Origin of the sequence: Achromobacter marplatensis (genome assembly GCF_049060505.1) — a bacterium.
Lineage (GTDB): Bacteria > Pseudomonadota > Gammaproteobacteria > Burkholderiales > Burkholderiaceae_B > Achromobacter > Achromobacter marplatensis_A.
Window position 1 is genome coordinate 1 of sequence record NZ_JBMGRB010000025.1, and the last position, 3,411, is coordinate 3,411.

A 3,411-nucleotide genomic window follows, 5' to 3' on the forward strand; every position below is an offset into this window, starting at 1 on the left:
GCCATGAACCAGTTTGCTATCCTGTTCGGCGAACGGTTTACTGCGGCGCGGGGATAACAACTTTTAAAACGCCTCGCACACAAAAATACGGACAGGCTCGGCGCCAGCATTACAACACCGTCAGGCCGCATTCCAGCCTGGGCTATTTGACACCGCAGCAGGCCACCCAGGTCGCTGCATCAGAATTACTAACCGAAGCTAAATTCCAAATCCCGCTGGTGTGAAAAATCCGAGCAGGTCACCCCAACGTGGTCAACCGTCAGGTGAATACTGTCTCAGTACAGTCCAAGATTTGTCCGCACCTCCGCCGGGTCATTATTAACCCGTTGCTGACAAGGCCCTTTCAAGTGAACTCTATCTTGCATTCAGATAGAGGGAAGGAGCGCCCATCTGAGATTACGAACCGATCGCCTTCAATCTTGGCGACCAATAAACCGAGGACCTTAGCACCTTCCTCTATGTCTTTGCGCCAACCAGTAAGGTCACCGTGATATGACATTGCTCGAAATAATAAGCCGTCTGGGGAAAGGATGCTACAGCTATCAGAGACCCTTCCGCCATTTTTTGCATTTCGTAAAGTCAAACCCTCCAAGAAAGATTTAAACAGCTTCTTTGGAGTAGTTCTCTTATCATCCTGATAATAGATAATCTCTACCCCTTCAACAGGCTTCACACCTGGCACACTCCGCTGATCTAGCTGCTCAATCTTTCCACCTAGAATCTTTTCTAACTCACTCAATTGATTATTCATAACTCATCTCAATTCCTCTGACCTGCTCGGATTTTTCACACCAGCGGGATTTGGAATTTAGCTTCGGTTAGTAATTCTGATGCAGCGACCTGGGCGGCCTGCTGCGGTGTCAAATAGCCCAGGCTGGAATGCGGCCTGACGGTGTTGTAATGCTGGCGCCAGTCCTCGATCACAATGCGCGCCTCGGTCCGGTTTCGGAACCATTCCATGTTCAGGCATTCGTCGCGAAGCTTACCGTTAAAACTCTCGGTCGTGCCATTCTGCCAGGGCTTGCCGGGGTCGATCAGCACGGTCTCGATGCCTTGCTCCACAATCCATTGCAACAAAGCGCGCGAGACGAATTCCAGGCCATTGTCCGAGCGCAGATATCGGGGAGCCCCGCGGTCACTGATGATGCGGGTCAATACCTCGATCAGTCTGCGTGTATGACCACGGCCCAACGTGGCCAACTGTCAGGTGAATACTGTCTCAGTACAGTCCAGGCTACATTTCTCCAAAATGTTGCCTGACACCTTAACTCCGCTCAATTTTCCATCTGACCTACGAATGCAGCATCTCCCGCAAAAATCGTCACATCAACTGTCCCCGGACGAAATACGACGCAAGTAACAGGCAAATTGAACAAGAGGCAATCATCCAAATTTATGTCCACGAACTCCGCCCCTTGAAACTTTTCAACCCCCGCCTGAGTCGCTTCAAATCTACGAACAATTACTGATTCTTTTGCAGCGAGAATATCAATCACCCGAGCTACCCAGAACGAACTGGAGTCCTGAATTTGAAATGCAACTGCCAATCTGCGCGCATCCTCACCGAATAGAGACTTATCATCTATACAGAAAACTCGCCACATGCGCCGAACAACCTCCGCCTCACAAAATCCTCCATCTGCATGCAAAAATTTCCTCAGATTAGTGAGATTCTCGCCCGATATTTCAAATAAATCATCACTTTGGCCCATACCGAATTTCCTTCGTGGTGCGACGGTTGGAATTTTGAAACTCAATAGTCGTGCGACCATCTTTACTCGGCCGCAATACAACTATACTGCCATCACTAAGGGCTCCTATGATCACATCACCACGGCCAGTTGAAACCGTTTTTACATTAACTGGCATCAACGAAGCAAAGTCGTTAGCAGCAGTAGACGCGTCGCTATTTGGTATGTTTTCTATAATCGTACCGCGAGACGTAACGTTTTCTACTGACGTTCGATTCCCAAATACGCGATCGTACGCTGTAGCTGCAGTGTTATTGGCATCATTCAGTATGATCTGCGGTTCCCGCTCCTCCGGCAAAGGCGTAGTCGTCATAATCCCACCCGACGGCCCATTATTCTCCTGTCCCGGCACGCCAATCGGCCCAATCGCATCACCCGGCCAAACCGGGATCTCCGAACCAAACGTCTCTTTCTCAGAAGGCAGTGGCGGCAGCGTATCCACCCTCACCACCTCACCAGGCTTACCAGGCAGCGCCGTCTCGCGCTCCACTGTGTTGCCCACGAATTCGGACACCCAGTTCCCAACGGCATCAGACGCAGCGGCAATGCCCACCAGGGCCGCCGTTCCGACATAAATGGCGCCATCCTTCATCTGCACGGCAACGTAGACGGTTTTGTCCGACACATACGTCACCGCCCGCTGGCAGCTGGGCATCGTCGCGCACTTCGCGACTGCCGCGCCGACCGCGGGAATCACAACCTGCCCCCAGTTCTGCGACGTCTCCAGCCCGGCCGCCGTACTCGCCGTTGCCCCATCCGCTCCCGCAGCGCTCGCTATGCCAGCCACCAGACTTGTGGCCAGATTGCGCCGCGCTTCGACTTGCTCGGGGGTTAGGCCTTCCGGCGATCCCATCAGGCTGTTAAGGATACTACCCGCACTTGCGCCCAAGGCCCCCGAGGCGCAGGCTGCGCCTTGGCTTGCAGCACCCGCGCATCCCACGATGCCGTGCAACGCCGCACGCGCAGCTTCCGATTGTGGATCCCGGCCTAGGCTATCGGCGATCTGCTTTACCTGGGCTGTCCCCAGGCCCTGAAGGTAGTTCACCGCGGCCGACTGCACGAATGTGCTGGTCGATCCCGTCACGTTTGCGCCAGCCGCGCCCGACAACGCTAACAAGACCAGACCATACTTGCCGCCGGCGCTCCAATCCTGAGCACGTTCCAGGTCATCCATGAGCGCGCTCATGCTTGCCGCGTTGCTGGCTCGGCCGGTCTTGATCGCGTCGGACAGCGCCGCCTCTGCCGCCTGCTTCTCCTTGGCCCGATTCGTCAAAAACTGCCCCACCTGCTTGCTAGCTTCCGACGCAATCTCAAACCCCGCCTCAATCTTCTCCTTATCAAAGATCGGCTTCAGCGCATTCAACGTATCGGTTGTGTCCCGGTTCAACGACGCGATCGTCTCCGCTGCCGTCTTGCCGGTCAGCGCCAGCTGCCCCGCCTCGTCACGAATGACGATTGTGCCGCCGCTGATGCCGCTTTGCGTGGTCGAACTACTCTTGCCGCTGGCCGCGACCACCACCGGCGTACCCATGCCGAAGCCGCTGCTGCCCGTCGATATCGACGAACCCGCGTCCTTCGTCGCGCCGCCCGCCACTTGGCCGCCCTTGGTGGTGCCCAGGCCCGAGTCACCCGCCTTGGCGTCTCCGCCAAACCCGAAGCC

3 protein-coding genes and 2 pseudogenes are annotated in these 3,411 nt (G+C 55.3%); 1 reads left to right on the plus strand and 4 read right to left on the minus strand.

Annotation, left to right across the window (positions count from 1 at the left end; all coding sequences use genetic code 11):
* On the plus strand, positions 1-224 hold a 224-nt coding region (locus tag ACI0FO_RS29335; RefSeq protein ID WP_416032084.1), incomplete at its 5' end, for an integrase core domain-containing protein.
* Positions 225-343: 119 nt separating this feature from the next.
* Here ACI0FO_RS29335 and ACI0FO_RS29340 read toward each other — a convergent pair.
* The 4 genes and pseudogenes from ACI0FO_RS29340 to ACI0FO_RS29355 all read right to left on the minus strand — a co-directional run.
* Positions 344-751 carry a hypothetical protein gene (locus ACI0FO_RS29340; protein ID WP_416032085.1) on the minus strand — a complete coding sequence of 136 codons (408 nt, stop codon included), beginning with the start codon at positions 749-751 and terminating at the stop codon, positions 344-346.
* A gap of 35 nt (positions 752-786) precedes the next feature.
* Positions 787-1,170: pseudogene (locus tag ACI0FO_RS29345) on the minus strand (integrase core domain-containing protein); the annotation flags it as partial.
* Positions 1,171-1,274: 104 nt separating this feature from the next.
* Positions 1,275-1,712, minus strand: coding sequence for a hypothetical protein (locus tag ACI0FO_RS29350; RefSeq protein WP_416032086.1), 438 nt, complete (start codon positions 1,710-1,712; stop codon positions 1,275-1,277).
* Positions 1,699-3,411: pseudogene (locus ACI0FO_RS29355) on the minus strand (hypothetical protein); the annotation flags it as partial. The pseudogene ACI0FO_RS29355 and the gene ACI0FO_RS29350, both read right to left, overlap by 14 nt.

Excerpts from the sequence above, each read along its gene's own strand:
- ACI0FO_RS29340 (WP_416032085.1), bottom strand. The coding sequence starts at position 751 with ATGAATAATCAATTGAGTGAGTTAGAAAAGATTCTAGGTGGAAAGATT.
- ACI0FO_RS29350 (WP_416032086.1), bottom strand. The coding sequence starts at position 1,712 with ATGGGCCAAAGTGATGATTTATTTGAAATATCGGGCGAGAATCTCACT.